Source organism: candidate division WOR-3 bacterium, from assembly GCA_039801085.1.
In the GTDB taxonomy this organism is placed as follows: Bacteria; Hydrothermota; Tepidihabitantia; order Tepidihabitantales; family Tepidihabitantaceae; genus JAOABP01.
Map to the genome: position 1 here is coordinate 504,206 of JBDRTY010000002.1, position 14,819 is coordinate 519,024.

At 52.6% G+C, this 14,819-nt stretch carries 20 protein-coding genes; 2 read left to right on the top strand and 18 right to left on the bottom strand.

Translation table 11 applies throughout. The features are described 5' to 3' along the window. Positions 1-8: 8 nt before the first annotated feature. A complete protein-coding gene (gene rseP / locus ABIK48_06615) occupies positions 9-1,277 on the top strand; it encodes an RIP metalloprotease RseP (protein MEO0021829.1) in 1,269 nt (422 codons plus the stop codon). Next, a complete protein-coding gene (locus tag ABIK48_06620) occupies positions 1,274-2,494 on the top strand; it encodes a hypothetical protein (GenBank protein MEO0021830.1) in 1,221 nt (406 codons plus the stop codon). The genes rseP and ABIK48_06620 overlap by 4 nt, the downstream gene beginning before the upstream one ends. 10 nt (positions 2,495-2,504) lie before the next feature. On the opposite strand, the gene ABIK48_06625 is transcribed toward ABIK48_06620, so the two are convergent. The 18 genes from ABIK48_06625 to ABIK48_06710 all read right to left on the bottom strand — a co-directional run bounded on the left by ABIK48_06625 (position 2,505) and on the right by ABIK48_06710 (position 14,792). Continuing rightward, positions 2,505-2,732 carry a NifU family protein gene (locus ABIK48_06625; GenBank protein MEO0021831.1) on the bottom strand — a complete coding sequence of 76 codons (228 nt, stop codon included), beginning with the start codon at positions 2,730-2,732 and terminating at the stop codon, positions 2,505-2,507. After that, complete coding sequence (locus ABIK48_06630; protein MEO0021832.1) at positions 2,716-3,798, bottom strand: tRNA 4-thiouridine(8) synthase ThiI; 1,083 nt, start codon at positions 3,796-3,798, stop codon at positions 2,716-2,718. Before ABIK48_06630 ends, ABIK48_06625 begins: the two co-directional genes overlap by 17 nt. A 98-nt stretch (positions 3,799-3,896) precedes the next feature. After that, positions 3,897-4,541, bottom strand: coding sequence for a hypothetical protein (locus tag ABIK48_06635; protein ID MEO0021833.1), 645 nt, complete (start codon positions 4,539-4,541; stop codon positions 3,897-3,899). Between the two features lie 78 nt (positions 4,542-4,619). Next, entirely contained in the window at positions 4,620-5,663 is a 1,044-nt protein-coding gene (locus tag ABIK48_06640; protein MEO0021834.1) for an MBL fold metallo-hydrolase, read from the bottom strand. After that, positions 5,660-6,469, bottom strand: coding sequence for a phosphatidate cytidylyltransferase (locus ABIK48_06645; protein ID MEO0021835.1), 810 nt, complete (start codon positions 6,467-6,469; stop codon positions 5,660-5,662). Before ABIK48_06645 ends, ABIK48_06640 begins: the two co-directional genes overlap by 4 nt. Continuing rightward, complete coding sequence (gene uppS / locus ABIK48_06650; protein MEO0021836.1) at positions 6,459-7,184, bottom strand: polyprenyl diphosphate synthase; 726 nt, start codon at positions 7,182-7,184, stop codon at positions 6,459-6,461. Before uppS ends, ABIK48_06645 begins: the two co-directional genes overlap by 11 nt. Positions 7,185-7,220: 36 nt before the next feature. After that, positions 7,221-7,778 carry a ribosome recycling factor gene (frr, locus tag ABIK48_06655; protein ID MEO0021837.1) on the bottom strand — a complete coding sequence of 186 codons (558 nt, stop codon included), beginning with the start codon at positions 7,776-7,778 and terminating at the stop codon, positions 7,221-7,223. Beyond that, positions 7,772-8,452: a uridine monophosphate kinase gene (locus tag ABIK48_06660; GenBank protein ID MEO0021838.1), complete on the bottom strand. Its 681-nt coding sequence runs from the start codon at positions 8,450-8,452 to the stop codon at positions 7,772-7,774. The genes frr and ABIK48_06660 overlap by 7 nt, the downstream gene beginning before the upstream one ends. After that, positions 8,445-9,026, bottom strand: coding sequence for a translation elongation factor Ts (tsf, locus tag ABIK48_06665; GenBank protein ID MEO0021839.1), 582 nt, complete (start codon positions 9,024-9,026; stop codon positions 8,445-8,447). Before tsf ends, ABIK48_06660 begins: the two co-directional genes overlap by 8 nt. A 14-nt stretch (positions 9,027-9,040) precedes the next feature. Beyond that, a complete protein-coding gene (gene rpsB / locus ABIK48_06670) occupies positions 9,041-9,775 on the bottom strand; it encodes a 30S ribosomal protein S2 (protein ID MEO0021840.1) in 735 nt (244 codons plus the stop codon). Beyond that, entirely contained in the window at positions 9,760-10,149 is a 390-nt protein-coding gene (gene rpsI / locus ABIK48_06675) for a 30S ribosomal protein S9 (GenBank protein MEO0021841.1), read from the bottom strand. Before rpsI ends, rpsB begins: the two co-directional genes overlap by 16 nt. A gap of 3 nt (positions 10,150-10,152) precedes the next feature. Beyond that, on the bottom strand, positions 10,153-10,587 hold the full coding sequence (rplM, locus tag ABIK48_06680) for a 50S ribosomal protein L13 (protein ID MEO0021842.1): 435 nt from the start codon (positions 10,585-10,587) through the stop codon (positions 10,153-10,155). A 56-nt stretch (positions 10,588-10,643) separates the two neighbouring features. Further along, complete coding sequence (locus ABIK48_06685) at positions 10,644-11,144, bottom strand: single-stranded DNA-binding protein (GenBank protein ID MEO0021843.1); 501 nt, start codon at positions 11,142-11,144, stop codon at positions 10,644-10,646. 2 nt (positions 11,145-11,146) lie between these two features. Further along, positions 11,147-11,485, bottom strand: coding sequence for a 30S ribosomal protein S6 (gene rpsF, locus ABIK48_06690; GenBank protein ID MEO0021844.1), 339 nt, complete (start codon positions 11,483-11,485; stop codon positions 11,147-11,149). Positions 11,486-11,499: 14 nt separating this feature from the next. After that, a complete protein-coding gene (gene ychF / locus ABIK48_06695) occupies positions 11,500-12,552 on the bottom strand; it encodes a redox-regulated ATPase YchF (GenBank protein MEO0021845.1) in 1,053 nt (350 codons plus the stop codon). After that, a complete protein-coding gene (pth, locus tag ABIK48_06700) occupies positions 12,549-13,142 on the bottom strand; it encodes an aminoacyl-tRNA hydrolase (protein MEO0021846.1) in 594 nt (197 codons plus the stop codon). Before pth ends, ychF begins: the two co-directional genes overlap by 4 nt. A 1-nt stretch (position 13,143) precedes the next feature. Beyond that, complete coding sequence (locus ABIK48_06705) at positions 13,144-13,836, bottom strand: 50S ribosomal protein L25 (GenBank protein ID MEO0021847.1); 693 nt, start codon at positions 13,834-13,836, stop codon at positions 13,144-13,146. Positions 13,837-13,847: 11 nt separating this feature from the next. Then, complete coding sequence (locus ABIK48_06710) at positions 13,848-14,792, bottom strand: ribose-phosphate pyrophosphokinase (GenBank protein ID MEO0021848.1); 945 nt, start codon at positions 14,790-14,792, stop codon at positions 13,848-13,850. Between the last annotated feature and the right edge of the window lie 27 nt (positions 14,793-14,819).

The following is a 14,819-nucleotide window of genomic DNA, read 5'->3' on the forward strand; positions in this document are numbered from 1 at the left end:
GGAAGGAGATGTTTACATCCTTGAGTACGCTCGGACTGGTGGCAATTTTGATCGGCGTACTGATCACTATTCACGAATTCGGGCATCTGATCGTAGCCAAGCTGGGTCGGATTCCGGTTGACTCATTTTCCATCGGTTTCGGTCCGGTAATACTGAAGAGGCGTATCGGTGAAACTGAGTACCGACTTTCGCTCGTGCCGCTCGGCGGATACATTAAAATGGTGGGAGAGGACAATCCGGCGCAGGGGGGATTCAGCAGTAAGCCGGTCGGAGTCCGGGTAGCGGTGATTGCTGCCGGTCCGTTCTTCAATCTTGTGCTGGGCTTTGTTCTTATTGTAGCCATGTATCTTATTTTCGGAGTTACTTCAGTGTCACCGCTGGTAACCCCTTTACCTGGCAGCGGGGCGCAGGTGGCAGGATTGCAGGCAGGGGACCGGATACTTGCAGTTGCCGGTGATACTGTTCCGGATTTTGAAACCTTGCAGCAGCTCCTGATGAAGCATCGGGGGAAAGAGGTTGCAGTCACGACCCGGCGGGGAGATAGCACGCTGGTTTTCCAGTATCTGGTTCCCGAAACACTGGAACTGGAGCCGTTCATTCCACCGGTGATTGACCGGGTGCGTGCCGGCAGTCCGGCGGCAAGACTCGGGCTTCGTGCTGGCGACCGTATACTGACGGTTGGGGGTAATGAGGTTCAGAGCTGGGAACAGTTTGTCAGTGTGGTCCGCGAGCATGGCGGGATGCCGATTGAACTTCGGTGGCAGCGGGGAGAATCTCTGTATGTCGATTCAATCGTTCCGGCGCTGGAGCAGGATCAGCTGAGCCGGGAACGGTTTGGTCAGATCGGGGTCTGGGTACGTTTGCCCCGCAGGGCGATGTCTCTGCCGCAGGCGGTGTGGGAGGGGGCAAGGCGCACCGGTTACATAACGGTTCAGACCTTCGTAATTATCTACAAAGTGATTACTAGGAAGATATCATCCCGTGCCATTGGCGGACCGATCATGGTTGCCAAGATTGCTTGGGAGGGGGCGAGCTGGGGGTGGGAGTATTTTCTGGCGCTCTGGGCGCTGCTCTCCATCAATCTGTTTGTAGTCAATATGCTGCCGGTGCCGGTGCTCGATGGAGGACGAATTCTGCTGGATGTCGTTGCCGGTATCCGGCGCCGGCCGCTTTCCGACCGGGAACTCACTTGGGCGAACAGCATCGGCTGGGCTGTGATTGGAATTCTGGTGGCGCTTACGCTGTTTAATGATCTCAGACGGCTGCTTTTCAAGTGAGAATTCTTGGTGTGGCGGCTGCCCCGGAGCCGCAGCAGTTTATCGAGGGGTTTCCGCCTCGAGGTGCCCGGCTTTTTCTGTGTCCGGACCTGGAAATCTGCCGTCTGGCAGCGCTGACCCCGGATGATGAGTTTGTCTACCAGGATGAGCGGCTGCAGGTAATAACCACCAGCGGTTACGAGCTGGTGGTGGTGCGGGTGGATTTTAATTGTGAGAATTCGGCCCGGGTACTGACTGAGCGCTTCTATGAGGTGCAGGTGCCGGTGGTGCTTTTCGGACCGCAGGTGACTGCCTGGGGAGATAATCCGCCGGGCTGGGTCCGGTACCGCGTCTGTGGTGATATCGTGCTCGTCTGGGACCGTATCCGTGAAGATGCCCGGCAGGGTCGGTTGCTTTCCTGTTACTCTGCTCTTCAGCAGCCGCACTATGTCGTTCCCAAACTGATATTCCCCAAGCCTGGTATGATGAACGTTAACTATCAGGTAGTGCAGTTTGTGCGCGGTTGTGCCTGTCCCGATCGTGTTCGATCGCTGTGTCCGGAATTTCTTTATTATGGTGAACAGGCAGCATTCCGGCAGAAGGATGAAATTATCGGCGAAGTGCTGGCCCTACCGAAAAAACAAATCCGGCTGCTGGACGAAGATATTGCCCGGTATCCTGAATACTACTATGCGCTCTTTCGTATCCTCTGGCGATTCCGACGCCACTGGACTGTTAATGCCGGCAGCCGGCTTTTTGAATATCCCCAGCTGGTCCGGATGCTGGCTAAAGCCGGGGTGAAAATTATTTACCTCAATGAAAGTTTTTTTGATCCCTGGCTGGAGGAGGCACTGAAAAGTCCGGCAGTAGCAAAACAACTCTACCGCCGGGTAAAATTTCTTCATGCACGGCGCATTCTTGTGGGTGCACGGATTACGCTGCCCGACTCAGGTGTGGACTACCACCGCATTGCCGGGCTTCTCGTCCGGACCGATCTGGATTTCATTGAAACCCGTTTTATCGACCGGAACGGTCGGTTCGTTCCGGTGAGATATCATCCGATGGTTCAGACTGATGAGCCTGCCTGGATTAAAAGCCGGTTTTATGCCTTTGATTCACTGGTGGACCGTTTTGTCCGTCGTCCCCGCCGAGTCGGCTTTTATTCCACTATTTGGTACCTGATACCCTACAGTCTGGCTTACCGTCAGAATTTTCTGGAAGGTCTGGATCGTCCCTGAGCTGTCGGCTTTATAGGACCGGTTCCACCTGCTGGACTTCCGGAATTAGTTCCTTGAGCGTTTTTTCCACCCCTGCTGCCAGAGTCAGACTGGAAAACGGACAATGGGCGCAGGCACCTGTTAGGCGAACCCGCACAACGCCATTATCTTCAATACTTACCAGTTCAATGCTCCCGCCATCAAGTGCAAGGGACGGTTTGATTTTCTGTTCAATCACCTGTTTAATCCGCTGCCGGATTTCTTCGGTCATGGTTTTTCCCCTTTCGGTCAAATTCCAGTACGGGGGATGGTCTGGTAATCGGACCGCCAATCCGCCACTGGATAAGTTCCTCCTCAGCGCACGGTCGTGCCTTATAAATTTTCCCGTTAGCAGCCACTTTTACCAGTTGTTCCTCCGGATGGTCACAGTACCGGGCGCAGATCTGTGCTGCCAGCTCAATTTCTTTCTTTGCCGGTTTCGTCCCCCGCAGAATACACACCGGGCCTACTGTTTCTACCGGTTTCAAAATCAGCTGGTCGGAGTCGTTCAGGCTTTCCAGAATCCGGTTCTCCTCCTCATTCCGGCCGACAATCAGCTTTGAGTTTCCAGGGAGGCGAAAATGGCGGCCGTAATTCAGCAGCCGGATATCAGTCAGAGTTTGAAATTCGTTCTTGTCGATAGCATCCCGGCACCGGGCGGCAAAATTAGTGTCGGTCAAGAGACAACCACCCCCGGGAATGGGATAGTCAACGATTCCGAATTCGCGCGCCAACCGGATCTGCCGGCGCCGATTCCGGCCGTGAAAGTCCAGCAGCCGTTCCCGGCGAATCAGCCCGGAAAGCTCCGGGATTGTCGGTTCCAACAGTTTTGCCGAGAGCGGGCGCAGGATTCTGCCTTCAAGCCCGGTGAGTTTTTCCAGCAGTTTCAGTGAACGTTTGTTCTGAGAAAAGGGGCGCTGACCCAGCACCTCACCGGTGAAAACGAAATCAGCCCGGATTTCCTGCATCAGCAGCTTTGCCTGCTTCAGCATATATGCCATGCAGTCAACGCATGGTGCCATTTTGACAGTGTAGCCGTGCTGAGGGTTGCGCACGATTTCCAGATAATCTGTACCGGCATCAAAGGTCACAAGGGATACTCCCAGTAGTTTTGCCTGATTCTGCAGCTGATCGTCGGTTGGGGTTCTGCCCGGAATTGCAAACGGCAGTCTGAAATGTAACGCTACAGCAGCTATTCCCTGTTCACCGATCAGCCTGAATGCCAAGATGCTGTCCAGACTGCCGGCAAAAAGTCCTACCGCCTTGGAATTGCGGCTGTTAATCATAGCTGGCCCTCATTCCTGATATATGTAATAGTAATTATTATTCAGTCAAAGTCAAGCAAGGCAGGATAATACCTGAAAGGCCGAGACCGGCGAAGGGCTCATTTTTCCTTTTTAATAATCCGGTACTCGACTAACTCTTCCTGGCGGAACAGTTCCCGAATGGTATCTCCATGGGTCCAGCGCTGGGTTTTAATGCGTTTAACTACCCCCAAGCCGCTGGCAAGCCATACAGTCTGTGCAAAGTCAACCCGGCTGCTTCGGGATTCAACACGGAAGCACTGCCGGAAGGTACCACCGGGTACGGTGACGTCTTCACAGCCGGTGACCTCATTTTCCTCCCGCTCCTGTTCAGAATCAAACCACTTCTTTCCAATGGTCAAAGGCTGAATTAAGTAGATAATTCTTTCAATTCTGCCGCCGACACCGGGGACAAACTTAAAAACTGTATCACCCCGACGCTGAAAGTAGAACATGGCTGACTTCTGGGAGCCGAGTGGTACTTCTACTACCCAGACCCTTCCCAGTCCCGGAATATCTCTCAAGCCCTTGACTACTTCGACTACCTTTGTCTCCCGGGTGGTGGCAGTATCCGGACCGGTTATGCGGTGTTCGGTAATTTCCATGATTCTGACTGCACCCGGGACCAACGGAAAATAATCTGCTGCAAGTTTGCGTCGGCAGGCAGGGAATTGTGTCAGCAGCACAATTAAAAAAATCAGACCGGCTCGCAGCTTTTTGCTCATAGATAATCCTAACGGGTAATGTTTAGTTTGTCAAACTTGCTCGGCCGGTACAGATTACGGAATCAGTGAACTCCGGTTCTAAGTGGACAATTGCCGCAGCCGGTCCTGCACCGTGCCGGACTCAATTCCGAGCCGCTGTCGCAGCCATGCCGGTCTGATGTTTCCAGAATTCAGTGCTTCATCAAGGAGCCGGGCAAACATTTCTATCGTCAGTGGTTGCCAGCGGTGCCAGCGGGTGGTGCCGTAGTTCTCAAGTGCATTCAGTACAGCACTTTTCATTTCCGACACCTCAGCCGCCGTGCCGAATTGTTTTTTCATTTTCCGGGCGATCTGATACAAGGGCAGCAGTAGTGCTGGATAGCGGTAGTCGCGAGCCGGATGATGGTCAAGGACCAGCACCTCTACCGAAGGCAGAAGCAGCAAATAGATGATATTGACCAGACTGATTACAAACGGAATGCTGGTTGTCGGATAGGCATGAAGCATGGTGGGATAACCATCAATGATTAACACGCTGGGTTTGATGCTGGCGATTAAGTCGGTTGTTTCAACATCTACCGGACCGGCAACATCAGAACTAATCAGTATCCGGTTCCGTCCCCGGCATACTTCGGTCATAATCACTTTTCCCGGTTCTGCCTCCGCTGCGCCATGCCACACAGGAGGAGAAAAGCCGATTTCAGTTTTGCCGAATTGGAAACGGCGTCCGTCTGCGATGACAATCTCCCGCGGCAGTCCGTCAATTGTCTTCAGAAAGCGCCGGGCGGTTTCCTGCTGTGCTGCCGGCTGATCATAAAATGATTTCAGAAAGATGATTTTACCACCGTAAATTGCGGGGTCCCGGAGGTCAAAAAAGTGATCGAGATGGTAATGGGAAATGACGATTGCCTCAGCTTCAGCGCAGCGGCTCTTTACCTTATATTCATACTGTTCCCGTAATTTTTCCCTGACTTCGGCGGGGAGCGGGAACTGTTCAGTCTGAGCTGAGACTCCGGGGTCGGTGACAACAGTAATTTCCGGCGTGTGGATGCAGGTGCACATCCCCTTGACCCCGAACGAATCAAAGGCTACCAGCTCCGCCTTCAGCTTTGATCCGGCTGCGATTACATGACTGGTGTTCATCTGGCGATGAGCAGAACCAGATAGTAAAATGCAGGCAGGGCGAAAAGCAATGAATCGACACGGTCCAGAAATCCTCCATGTTCTCCCAGCGTCCGGCCGCTGTCCTTGATATCCACTGCCCGTTTGAAAATTGATTCGAACAGATCTCCGGTTTGACCAGCAGCGGACAGGAAGATACCGGTAAGCGGTGCAATCAAGAAAGGTTGGGAACTGAAGGGGGGCAGTTTCGGCAGCCAGAGGCTGCTGACTGCAGCAGCCGTTGCCAGACCGGCGATTGCACCTTCCAGAGTCTTGTTTGGACTGATTCTGGGGGCGATCTTTTTCCGCCCGAGAATTTTCCCGACTGCGTATGCTCCGGTGTCACTCAGCCAGGTGAGTGCGAGGGGGAAAAGTACGAGCCAAGCACTGTAATTTTTTTCCCCGGCGAACTGCCGGAGCAAAATTAGATGTGCCGGGAGGTAACCAAGATAGATGACCGTAAACAGTGAATAGACCGGGATTCGGGGCAGAGGTGAACGGAAGAAAAGCGGGGTGATGAAGAGGAAGGCGATGGTTAGAATCAGAAATTCAGGCAGCAGCTGGAAATAGGCAGAGAACATAATCAGTACTTCGAGCATCAGTATCAGCCAGTTTGGGAGCAGAATTTCCGCCCGGCGCAACAGATTCAGAAATTCCAGGGTCGCCAGAATACTCCATGCACCCGTAAGAACTGCAAGGACCAAGGGATGAAGCCGGAGAATGACAAAGCTGACCAGCAGGGCGAGAAGCAGGCCGATAATCAGTCTTCCCCTGAAATTACTTTTCATCGATTCTTCCGAACCGGCGCTGGCGCCGGGAGAAATCGGCGATTGCTGCCATCAGTTGTTCCCGGCGGAAATCGGGCCAGAGTGTTTCAGTAAAGAACAGTTCGGCATAGGCACTCTGCCAGAGCAGGAAATTGGAAATCCGCTGTTCACCGCCGGTGCGGATCAGCAGGTCTACTGGGGGCAATTCCGGATCGTAAAGCAGCTGAGTAAATTCCTCTTCAGCGCGGGGCGGTCGGCTGAGCCGACCGCTGCGCCAGAGTGTATATGCCTTTTTCAGCGCGTCGATAATTTCTGCGCGGCCACCGTAGCTGAGTGCCAGTGTTAGATTCAGTCCGGTGTTGGTTTTGGTTTCGGAAATCAGCGTGCGGAGTTTTTTTTGAACCCATTCAGGGAGGTCTGTCAATCTGCCAATCGCTCGGACCCGGACATTGTTTTTTATTAACTCAGCCTGTTCCTGTTCTATCGCCCGTGCCAGAAGTTTCATCAGGTTCTCAATCTCCTGAGCCGGCCGCTGCCAGTTTTCGGTGGAGAAGGTAAAAGCGGTGAGAAACTTTACTCCAATTTCACCGCAGGTCCGGACAATTTCGCGCAGCGCCTTGACCCCCTGCCGATGACCCAGCTGCCGAGGTAATCCCCGTTGGCGAGCCCACCGGCCGTTGCCATCCATAATAACCGCAATATGGACCGGGATTTTGAGGTCATTGGCAGTGGGCATCAAAAATATTTATACAAGACGCCCCAAGGGGTGCGTCTATCTTTCCATTATTTCGCCCTGCTTTTTTGCCAAAAGGTCATCGAGTTTCTTGATAAATTCGTCGGTAATTTCCTGAATCTTTTTCTGTGCACCTTTGGCATCGTCTTCAGAAATTTTCTTTTCCTTCTCCAGTTTCTTTATTTCCTCTATAAAGTCTCGGCGCACATTACGTACCGCCACCCGGGCATCTTCGGTAAGTTTGGAACACAGTTTAGCCAGTTCCCGGCGCCGTTCTTCTGTGAGGGGGGGGATTGGAATCCGGACAAGATTGGCTTCCACTTTTGGAGTCAGTCCCAATTCTGCCTTCAGGATTGCCTTTTCAATTTCTGGCAGCAGGGTTCGATCCCACGGCTGAACGATCAGCTGGCGCGGTTCGGGCGCCGAGATATTGGCGACCTGACGGAGCGGAGTCGGGGTGCCATAATACTCTACCCTCACTCCATCCAGGATTGCCGGGTTGGCTCGGGCGGTACGAATGCGGGCGAACTCCGCCGCCAGCACTTCGACGGCACGGGTCATTTTGTTCCGACATTCAGTGTAAAGTTTTTCTAACATATCACACTCCCGATTTTTTCCCCTCTCACTATATCTAAAATAGCCGACGGCTGATTAATGTCAAATACCACAATTGGTATTGAATACTGCTGGCACAGAATAACGGCTGTCCGATCCAGCACTTTCAGATTCCTGTTTATTACTTCTTCATAAGTCAGGCGGGGATAAAAAACCGCTCCAGGTTCGGTCTCCGGGTCGGCAGAAAACACACCTGAGACTCTCGTCCCCTTAAGCACTGCATCCAGCTTCAGCTCTGCTGCCCGCAATGCAGCCGCTGAGTCGGTCGAAAAGAATGGGTTGCCAGTACCACCGGACAAAATCAGTAATGCTCCCTGTCCCAGATGTGCCCGGGCTTGGTGAACCGAATAGCCGGGAACGAGATTTCCTACCGGGAAAGCAGCCAAGTGGTGCACTGGCAGATGTTTTCCTAGAAGTTCGGACAGACGAATGCCGTTGAGTACGGTTGCCAGCATGCCGATACTGTCTGCAGCTACACGGTCCATATTGGCGGTTTCCCGGCCCCGCAGAATATTTCCCCCTCCGGGGACGACGGCAACCTGAATGCCAAGCTCGTTTAACTGACAGAGTTGTTTAATGACCGAGGATAACAGTGCCTCTTGAGCAAAGACTGCACCGGATAATTTGAGCAGAATTCGTCGGTAGTAGTTACTCACCCAGTTTGAACCGGGCGAATCGCCGGATTACGATGTTTTCACCGAACTTGGCGATATTTTCCTTTAGATAATCGCCAACAGTTTTCTCCGGTGCTTTCACGAACTGCTGTTCCAGCAGACAGACCTCAGCATAAAATTTCTCAATCTTACCGGCCACAATCTTCTCTACTACCTGAGGGGGTTTTCCGGTCTGCGCTGCCTGTTCCTGATAGATTCGGCGTTCTCGTTCAATCACTTCTGGTGGCACCCCGTTGCGGTCAATGGCAATCGGGTCACAGGCGGCAATATGCATGGCGACATCACGCACAAACCGTCGGAACTCCTGATTCCGGGCAACAAAGTCGGTTTCCACATCAACTTCAATCAGCACACCCAGCCGTTCACCGGGATGGATGTAGGCGTCAATGACGCCGGCGGCGGTTGGCCGTTCTGCCTTCTTGGCTGCTTTAGCAATTCCGCGCTTGCGCAGAATTTCAATCGCCTGCTCGATATTGCCGTTTGCCTCTTCTAACGCGGTCTTGCAGTCCATCACGCCGGCACCGGTCCGTCTTCTCAATTCAACAACCTTGTCCATCGGTTGACTCATGGTTATCCTTCCTTATCTGCCTTAGCCTCAGTTTTTTCCTCGACTTCAGTTTCAAACTGCTTTTTGCCTTCCATTACCGCACTGGCAATATGACTCGTTACCAGGCGGATCGACCGGAGGGCATCATCATTTCCCGGGATCGGATAGTCGATGAGTTCCGGATTGCCATTAGTATCGATCAGGGCAATGACCGGAATTTTCATCCTCCGGGCTTCGGCAACCGCGGTCGCTTCCCGGACCGGATCAACCACATAAATTGCGCCGGGCAGCCGGTCCAGCTGTTGCAGCCCGTTGAACAGTTTGGATAGTGTCCGGTATTCCCGCTGCAGTCGCAGGGTCTCTTTTTTCGGGGCGGTCAGCTGGGTATTACTAAGGATGCGCTCCAGTTCTGCCAGCCGGGTGATTCTGGTAGAGACAACATTGAAATTGGTCAGCAGTCCTCCTACCCAGCGCACAGTAACGAACGGGGCGCCACAGCGCCGTGCCTCCTCCTCAATAATCGGTCTTGCCTGTTGTTTTGTCCCGACAAAAATTATATCTTTTCCAGATTCGGTAATGGAACGCGCCGCATTATAGGCAACGCTCAGTCGTTCGAGTGTCTTTTCGAGGTCGATAATGAAGATGCCATTCCGCTTTCCGAAGATGTACGGTTTCATCTTCGGATTCCAGCGCCGGGCATGGTGTCCGAAATGTAACCCGGCTTCCAAGAGTTGTTTGATGGTTAACGTTTGGTCCACTGGAACCGCTTCCTTCTTTTTGCCAGTCCGTATTTCATTCTTTCCTTTTCCCGCGGATCCCGTTTGAGGAGGTCCGCCGCCTTTAATGTCCCCCTGAGTTCGGGGTTAAACCGCAAAAGGGCGCGGGCGATTCCCAGGGAAACTGCAGCCGCCTGAGCTGACAGTCCGCCGCCAGCGACCACGCTGCGTACACCAAAGCTGGTCATCCCCGTTACTTGCAGCGGAGTAAGGGCAACTTTTACCAGATCCTCCCGGCCGAAATAGCTCAGCAGTGACCGCCCGTTTACAGTATGCTCAGTTTCTCCTGAAATTAACCATACTTTGGCAGTAGCGGTTTTGCGCGAGCCAGTTGCAAAATAAGTGTTTGAATCCATAATTTACTCTATTTCTACGGGCACAAGTTTCTGCGCCTGATGCTTATGATCGGAGTTTAAATAAATATGAAGTCGGCGAATGCGCCGTGCCTGAAGGCGATTTTTCGGCAGCATGCGCAATACCGCCAGTTTCAACGGTCGGGTGGGAAATCGTTCCACCATCTGACGGTAAGTGATCTGTTTCAGATGCCCCGGCTTGGTATTGATATGCCGGTAATAAATCTTATCTTCATATTTATTTCCTGTTACACGGATAGCGCCGGCGTTGATAACTACCACATGATCTCCCGCATCGACATGGGGCGTATAGGTTGGCCGGTGTTTGCCCATTAAAAGCCGTGCGATCCGGCTTGCAAGCCGGCCAAGAATCTGGTCCCGGGCATCGATCAGATACCACTCACCTTTGATTTTTTCCTTTTTAGCTGCGTATATTTTCATTGTATCAAAACTTATAACAAAAAGTTCGCCCTTTGTCAAATTCTGCCGAGTTAGAGTTAAAACGGTATGTCATCGAGCTGATCCTTGGTGATATCAGTTTCCTCATCGGGGGGCAGGTCCGGTTCCGGTTCAGCCGTTTCCAGTTCAATCGGGGCACCCCGGTCAAGCAGTTGGATGCTTCGGCCGTGGATCTCTACCAAGCTCCGTTTTTCACCCGTTTGAGTTTCCCAGGAGCGGGACCGCAGTTCGCCCTGGACCAGAACTGCCGAGCCTTTCTTCAGCCGGTCGGAGAGCCGGTCTGCCAGCGGTCCCCAGCTACTAACAGTAAAAAAGTAAGTGTCTTCCCGCCACTCATTGCTGGTCTGATCTTTGAATCGTCGGTTGACTGCGATCCGGAAGGTGCAGTGCGGAGTTCCCTTGGGGGTGTAACGGATGTCCGGGTCGGCAACCAGCCGTCCCATGACTACAACGTTATTCAGATAGGCAAGACGCAGTCCCGGGCCCGAGAAACCTTCGCCCCGGGATGAATTTGCAGCACTTGGTTTCTGATCGTTCATACTCATACCGTTGATGTCGGGGTTGGTGCTTCGTTATGCGCTGGTTCAGTTGTCTTCTGCTGGGGCAGCCTAAAGATTGCAAGCCGCAGCAATTCCTCTCGATGCAGCAGGTCGCGCCTGAGGTTTTCCGGAGTAGTAGGGGGGGACTGGAAGTTGATGAAAATATATGTGCCTTCACGCTGTTTCCGGATCGGATAGGCGAAGGCGCGGCGTTCCGTTCTGGCATCAAGTACACTGCCCCCATGGTTTTTCAGTAACTGCTCCAGTTCTTGACGGATTCTGATTACCGACTCTTCATTCAGATTACCATCAATTATTGCCGCCAGCTCATAATTGTTCATCGATCCTCCTTTTCTTATTTGAATCTGATCAAGAGGACATCGCCATCCTGAATCAGATAGCTTTTACCTTCAATTTTTACCTTGCCGGCATTATGGGCAGCCGAAAAACTACCGGCGGTAATCAGGTCCTGCCAGTTGACCACTTCTGCCTTGATAAAACCACTGCCAATGTCAGAGTGTATCATATAGGCAGCATCAAGTGCAGTAGTGCCCGCTGGTGCCGACCAGGCGCGGGTTTCTTCTCCCTTCACAGTGTAGAATCGGCGGAGATTCAGGGTAGTAAAACAGGCACTTACAATTGCCCCCGGTCCTTCAGGATGAAGATTGAGGCTGAGACGCATTTCCCGCCGGTCAGTTTCAGAAAGATCGGCAAGCACCTGTTCCAGTAGTGCGGAAAACAGAATCGGCTGACGCCGGGCAAGCTTTGGGAAATGGCTGAGATCTGCCGGTTCAGCGTCAGAACAGTTCAGTGCATAGAGGACCGGTTTCAGCACAAAGAGAGCGAGCTCTCGGACCGTATGCTTTTCTTCCAGTGTAAGATCTGGAGGTTGAAACGAGCGCTGAAGTGCGGTGTCCAGTTTCTTCAGGGCGGCAATCAGGTGGTGCTTGTGGGGGCTCTCCGGTTCCTTTACTGCCGATGCCAGTCTTTTTTCCACGACGGTGAGGTCAGCGATCGCCAGCTCGGATTCGACGATTTCCACATCCCGGTCCGGATCGACTGAGTCTAGGATGTGCGGAATGTCAGGTGTGGAGAAATTGCGGACAAGATGAAGCAGCAGGTCTACCTCACGGATATGAGCAAGAAATCTGTTTCCCAGCCCTTCGCCCGAACTAGCACCTTTTACCAGTCCGGCAATGTCGACAAACTCGATGTGTGCCGGGGTTACTTTCTTCGGCTTGATGACATCAGCGATCCGATTTAACCGCTCATCGGGTACGGCAACGATACCGACATTTTTTTCAATTGTAGTAAACGGGAAAAGATCGACCCGGGCGCCCGCACCGGTTAACAGATTGAACAGGGAACTTTTGCCCACATTGGGCAGACCTACCAGTCCGACTTTCACTGTGATACCATCCTTTCTTTTGGTGGCGGTACGATAGAGTTCCGGGTCGATGTATTAAAGCGGTTCATTGCCATTTCCAGACCGTGCTGGAAGACGAACAGGCAGGCATCGGCCGCCCGGTTCAGCACCTCAGGTAACTGCCTTGTTTCCTCGTCGGTCCAGGGTGAGAGGACATATTCAGCCGCCTCAACACCGTCGGGGCTGCCGATGCCGATACGCAGGCGAGGAAAGTTATCAGTCTTCAGGTAAAAGATGATCGATGCCAGTCCTTTGTGTCCACCGTCAGAACCTTTAGGACGCAGTCTCAGAGTCCCGAACGGCAGGGCAATATCGTCGACCACTACGAGAAAATGATCCGGATTTCGGGAAAGATGTTCCTTAACGACAACACCTGAATTGTTCATGAACAGAAGCGGTTTGACCAGAGTGAGAGGCTTGGCGTCAATAACCGTTCGTCCTACAAGGCTTCCAGGGAGATGATGAAACCGGATGCCGAGCCGGTGGGCGATAGTATCAACAACCAGAAAACCGGCATTATGCCGGGTATAAGCGTATCGTGGTCCGGGGTTTCCCAGCCCGAAGATGGTCATGCTATTTTTTCTCTTCTTTCTTCTTGGCTTCTGCTTCTGCCTTACCTTCTTCGCTGCCCGTTTCTTCCTTCTTCTTTTCCTTGATGACTTCGGGTTCAGCCGGGGCCTCCGGCTGGGGTGTGGTTGCTTCGGCAGCAGCTGCCAGTTTGCGTGGCGTCAGAATGGTGACGATTGCCGATTCCGGCGGGAGCGCAAACTCGATTTCCGGATACTTCAGGTCGGAGATGTGAATACTGTGTCCCATTTTCAGATGAGTGATGTCGATGTCAATATGTTCCGGTATCCTGTCAATTGTAGCGCGCACCGGAATTTCCCGCAACAACAGTTCGAGCATGCCGCCCTGTTTTACGCCTTCAGCAGTTCCGTGAAGAATTACCGGGACATTCATTGTGATCTTTTCGTGGAGATGCACTTTCTGAAAGTCCACATGAAGAAATGAACCGTCAATCGGATTACGCTGGATCGTCTTGATAACACAGCGGGTCGTCCCCTGTCCGTCAATTACAACATCAACAATCGGTGCATGACCTTTCAGTTCCTTCAAGAGCATCATGAACTCATGGGCGGAAAGGGAAAGCATGAGTGACGGATCACCGTGTCCATACATCACCGCCGGCAGCATCCCGGTACGGCGGAGTTTTCTAATTCTTGATTTTCCGGTTTCGGTTCTGATACTTGCTTTAATTTGTGCCATAACTCTCCTTTTTAATCAATAAATAATGAACTTACCGATTCTTCCCGATGGATGCGGAAGATGGCTTCAGCCAGAAGGGCGGAGATGGTCAATACCTTGATTTTCGGATGGGACTTGGCTGGGGGTTGCAGGATTGTGTCGGTGATTATTATCTCCGTGATCGGCGATTGCACCAGATGGTGCACCGCATCACCGGAAAATATCCCATGCGTAGCGGTGGCACGGACATTCCTCGCTCCTGCCTTGACCAGTGCTTCGGCAGCCCGGATCAGGGTACCACCAGTATCAACCATGTCATCAAAAATCAGTGCATCCAGCCCTTCCACCTCCCCCACCACCCGCAAGGCTTCAACCTGATTGGGTGCTGTCCGGCGCTTATCAATTATTGCAATCGGCGTATCCTTCCCCAGACGCTGAGCAAAACCTCGTGCCCGGTTTGCCCGACCGGTGTCTGGGGCGACGACCACGAGGTTGTCGGCAAACTGACGGTGGTATTCTACCAGTACCGGTGTTGCATAAAGATGATCAACCGGTATGTCAAAGAATGCCTGAATCTGTTCCGCATGCAGATCAATAGTCAGAATCCGGTCGACACCGGCACGGGTCAAAAGGTTGGCAATCAGCTTGGCAGAAAGTGGTACTCGGGGGCGGTCCTTGCGGTCTTGGCGCGCATAGCCGTAGTAAGGAATTACTGCTGTAATACGCCGGGCAGAAGCCCGCTTCAGTGCATCAATCATCAGCAGTAATTCCAGTAGATTGTCGGCAGGCGGTGGAGTGGGCTGGACTACGAATACATCCTCCCCCCGGACATTTTCGTTGATACTGATGCGGATTTCACCGTCGGCAAAATTTGATATTTCAACGTTGCCCAAGGGAACTTCAAGTCGTTGGGCAATTTTTTCTGCGAGCGGTCGGTTTGCCCGCCCCGAAAAAAGCTTCAGTTCTTTACCGTTCATTTTCTGCTCCATTTCCGCCTTGATCAG